Source organism: Moorena sp. SIO3B2 (genome assembly GCF_010692525.1).
Lineage (GTDB): Bacteria > Cyanobacteriota > Cyanobacteriia > Cyanobacteriales > Coleofasciculaceae > Moorena > Moorena producens.
In genome coordinates, this window is the sequence record NZ_JAAHHE010000430.1 from 1 (window position 1) to 4,570 (window position 4,570).

Consider the following 4,570-nt stretch of genomic DNA (forward strand, 5'->3'; position numbering starts at 1 on the left):
CCTAGGTGGTCTCTAAAATACTGTCGATATAAATTACAACTGGCCATGACCTGATTGCCTTGCTTTTTCACTAGCCCCATGCTGTACAACTGATAGGCTGCGATCAAGTCCAGATGCACAGGAGCGTTAGCATCAATCACCTGTAATAGTGCTTTGGCCAAGTCTGGGTGTGGTTGCAGCATCCGCCACAGATGTCGCAGGTGGTTGGCGTAGATGCCAGCATCTGTGGGAGCGGCTTGCAACAGTTGCGCCAGGGAGTTATTACCGTGGATTTGGCAGTGAGATAAGGCTTGCTGTACCAGATCAGGATGACCTCCCACCATCCCCATCAGTTGCTCCACAAGGGATTCACTCAAATCCTGTCCATGTTGTCGGGCTAATTCCTGGACTTGTTCCGGGGTAAATTCTGGTAATTCGATGGGCACTCCCACATTAAACGGGGATTCATTTATATTGAGAGGGATATAGACATCTGTGGAATGAACAACCACCAACCGCAACCGTTTCCAGACCTGTTCCACTTTCCCCCGTTCGTGCCACGCCCTCAGCAATCCCAAAAACTCTGAAGCCACCTCAGGGTAGGGAAAAACTCGGTCTACTTCATCGAGACATAAAACCACGGGAGCCCCAGCTTCAGGCAGAAGATAGTTCTCAAAGTATTCGGTACAATCGACCTTAGCGGTGGAAAAGTCTTCATCCCAATAGTCTCTTAACCGATTTGGTATCTTCAAGCTTTGGGCAACACTGATACAAAACCACTTGAACAATCGATCCACATCGGTCAAGTCATTGCTATTGGCTAAGTGAAAATTTAAATAGGCCTTTCGGTAGCCCTTCTGGGCAAGCTGATCCAACATTCTCACCATCAGCAATGTCTTCCCCATCAGCCTCGGGGCTTTAATCCTGACCAAGGCACCGGGACCTAAAAGGGCTTGATAACAGGAGTGTTCAATGGGAGGACGTTCAACATAAATCAATGAAGAGTCTTCTTCAGGGCAGTGTGTGTACAATACTTCTGAATTTACTTTTACATTGGCTGACGTATCATTGTCAATGTTGTCCTCAAAAAATGCGATCGCATTCCAGTCTTGCCCCAGTTTTTCACTAATTTCTTTGAAATTCAGGTTATCTACAGCTCTGCCATTGAGATAATTATTGACGGTTGATAGAGATATCAATAACTCCTCAGCTAAATCTTTCTGGCGAGGGAAACCGTTGCGTTGAACCGCTAATTTTACCTGGTCAATATACTCTGGGCGAACTCTAAGTGAGCGTGGCATGGTCTAGGTTAGATGAGCTAATCAAACTATAACGCTCTTTCCTAGGGACTTAGCCCAACTCAGGTACAACTCAGGCATAACTCACCTTTTAACCTACGGCAAATTCTGTCAACTTACGTGCGTTGGGGTCATGATAACCGATGACAATTTCTGACTTAGGTACTCCTAATTCTACGAGCTCATCGGCTACACCAACCTCAGTACCATCATGTTGAATCCAGATTTTTTCTCCCTTGATATCAATATGGATCAACGAACCACAAACTCGACGGTCACCTGACCAGCCAACTGTTACTAGTAAATAATGATCATCGTTGTGGTCAAACACTGTAAATTGTTCAATCTCACCATAAGAAGGTACAAACTGTTTATGTCGAGCTAACACCTGCTGAATCCATTGCCGATACTGGTTCAATCGTTCCACTGTACAACTACCTCCTTGTCTGGGTCAAAAACTAGTAGTTTTACCTTGTATTATTTTAGGCTTATTCGCCATTTTCAGTGGCACCGTCTCTAAGGAAGGCGCATTTTTTAAAAAATACATCCACAACTCATCGAGTTGGTCTAACTCCTCCAACTGCTTCTCAAACTTCGGTAATTCTACAAACACTAATTCTAAGTTATTTTCTACGTAGCTGATGTTGGGTGCATCTCATATTTGTAAAAAGGGAGTGTGGGGCCCGGGCGCGGGGAGTGTGGGAATTTTTGCCTAATTGCCAAACTCAGATGCACCCTCCCTGTTCCCTGTTCCCGATTCCCGATTCCCGATTCCCGATTCCCGATTCCCGATTCCCGATTCCCGATTCCCGATTCCCGATTCCCGAATTTAATAATTGTTTATTGTTACTTATAACAGTGTTAATTAAAATAAATATGTATCATATATCAAAAATTTGGATTACAGAGGTTAAACCTGATCTAATATCGAATATTATTACCATAATTGCATAATTAATATGCTTTAATTCCATCAAGCCTAAATTTTTTGTATTAAAAAATACAAACAAAACCTCCATCCAAGGTAATTCTTAAAATCGTTAAAGTTAATCGTCTCTTAACTATCCCTTGATCAAAAACTGATCAAAAAGGGCTCAAATGACACTAACTCAGGACAAAGGAGCATTACGGGATCGGGAGATGAGCAGAAAAACTACCAGAATTCTGAAGCTGGTATTTCCTGATCTGTTATCTCTGTGTGCCATGTTGTAATCAATTTGTCATGAATTAGTGACAGACCTGACAAGAGACGGTAGTCGTGTTGACTTGACGGTAGTCGTGTTGACTTGATCGAGTCAAAACCCTGATTGAGTGTGAGGAAACCCTGTGAACAGATCAAAAAATTTGTGGCTCTCTGTGCTAAAATCCCCCACCTTGTTTGTTGGGGCAACCCTATTGATTTCATCCTCAGCAGTAGCAGCAACTGAGGAAGCTTTGCCAGAAGAGACTATCTCTCAAGAATCCGCTGTCAAGCCTACCACTACAGTAGAAACACTGACTTTACAAGCACTCCCTGAGGTCACTTCCCTAACTCAGTCCGTTCTTGCCTCTGATCTGCCATTAGTGGCTGATGCCTCTGATGCCTCTACTGGGTATACGGTTAAGCTCAGTAATTCCACTACCAGTAATTCCACTACCAGTAATTCCACTACCAGTAATTCCACTATCAGTAATTCCACTATCAGTAATTCTGCTAGTGATTCAGTGACGTCATACGGTGACGAGGAAACTGCAGAGGATGACTTGATGGGACCGGTGACTGGTGTTTCTCAACTGAGTGGACAGACTGTAGAGGATGACTCTATGGAACAAGTCACTAATGTGTCTCAACTCAGAGACATTTCCCCTGGAGATTGGGCTTATGAAGCATTACGCTCTTTGGTAGAACGCTACGGCTGTATTGCTGGTTATCCCAATGCTACCTTCCGGGGTAACCGAGCTTTGACTCGCTACGAATTTGCTGCTGGTTTGAATTCCTGTTTGAACCAAATTGAGCGTTTACTGGGGGGCGTTACTGGAGATTTTATCACCCGTGAGGACTTAGAAAGTCTACAACGGTTAATACAAGAGTTTGAAACAGAACTGGCTACCCTAGGGGCACGAGTAGATAACCTAGAAGGACGGGTAGCCTTCTTAGAAGACCATCAGTTTTCCACCACCACTAAACTCAAGGGTGAGGTGATCTTTGCTCTAGCTGATGCCTTTGGAGGGGATGCTGATGATGTTCAGACTGTTTTTCACAACCGGACTCGTCTCAACTTCTTAACCAGCTTTACCGGTAAGGACATGCTCCAAACCCGTCTTCAGGCTGGGGATGCCCCAACCTTGATCACAGGGGCTGGTGGCGAGCTGGCGGGAACTCAAGAAGGTCGCTTTACCTACGATGGACCGAGTGGTAATGACGTTATTATTGATATCTTGCGCTATAAGTTCCCCCTAGGGGATAAAGTAACGGTTCAACTGTTGGCTAACCGAGCACTGCATCACTATTACGTCGATACCGTTAACCCTTTCTTTGAAGGTCGTGCTGGTGGTTCCAATGCTATTACCCGTTTTGCTGAACGTAATCCCATCTATCGGATTGGGCCATTCGGTGCTGGTGCTGCTCTTGCCATCAAGCCCATCAAGGATGTTCGGATTGATTTAGGTTACATCTCCAACACCGCTAGCAATCCTCAAGAAGGCCAGGGTCTATTCAATGGCAACTTTTCTGCGATCGCTCAGTTGGTTTATGGTAGTGATTTCAAAGTTGGATTCACCTACATTCGGGGTTACGAAAATAATGGTGCTGGACGACCCCGTTTAATCCTAGGGGGTACTGGCACAGCCCTGGCTAATCTCAATCCAACAGCTTTGGGGAATGCTACCAGTTTAGGCACAGTTGACTTTGATACCGCAAGGGTGGAAAGCAACTCTTTCGGTGTTGAAACCTCTTTGAGACTTACCCCCAACATCGTACTCAATGGCTGGGCAGGCTACACCGATGCTGAGTTGATTGGCTTGGGTGATGCTGAAATTTGGAACTTTGCTGCTGGTATCGCTTTCCCCGATTTGGGCAAAAAAGGTAATCTGGCCGGAATTTTTGGTGGTGCGGCACCAACCCTCAGAGGACTGGATTTGGATAATGGCAACAGTAACTTTGACAATGATTTTGCCTACCAGGTTTCAGCGTTCTATAAGTACAAAGTCAACAACAACATCTCCGTCACCCCTGGTGTGATTTGGCTTCTCAATCCTAACCAAAGTTCTGACAACGATGATGTGGTCATTGGTACTCTCAGAACCACCTTCAC

Annotated in this window: 4 protein-coding genes; 2 read left to right on the top strand and 2 right to left on the bottom strand. The window is 45.0% G+C overall.

Annotated features, from left to right (window positions below):
- Together F6K38_RS35385 and F6K38_RS35390 are read right to left on the bottom strand one after the other, a co-directional pair.
- Positions 1–1,280, bottom strand: a 1,280-nt coding sequence (locus F6K38_RS35385; protein ID WP_287359761.1) for an AAA-like domain-containing protein, incomplete at its 3' end; no start/stop codon positions are given.
- Positions 1,281–1,368: 88 nt separating this feature from the next.
- The gene (locus tag F6K38_RS35390; RefSeq protein WP_287359762.1) at positions 1,369–1,704 is read right to left on the bottom strand and encodes a XisI protein; all 336 of its coding nucleotides are present in this window, start codon (positions 1,702–1,704) and stop codon (positions 1,369–1,371) included.
- Positions 1,705–2,006: 302 nt separating this feature from the next.
- Between F6K38_RS35390 and F6K38_RS35395 the strand changes: the two genes are divergently transcribed.
- Both F6K38_RS35395 and F6K38_RS35400 read left to right on the top strand, forming a co-directional pair.
- Entirely contained in the window at positions 2,007–2,231 is a 225-nt protein-coding gene (locus tag F6K38_RS35395) for a hypothetical protein (RefSeq protein ID WP_287359763.1), read from the top strand.
- Positions 2,232–2,603: 372 nt separating this feature from the next.
- Positions 2,604–4,570, top strand: a 1,967-nt coding sequence (locus F6K38_RS35400) for an iron uptake porin (RefSeq protein WP_287359765.1), incomplete at its 3' end; no start/stop codon positions are given.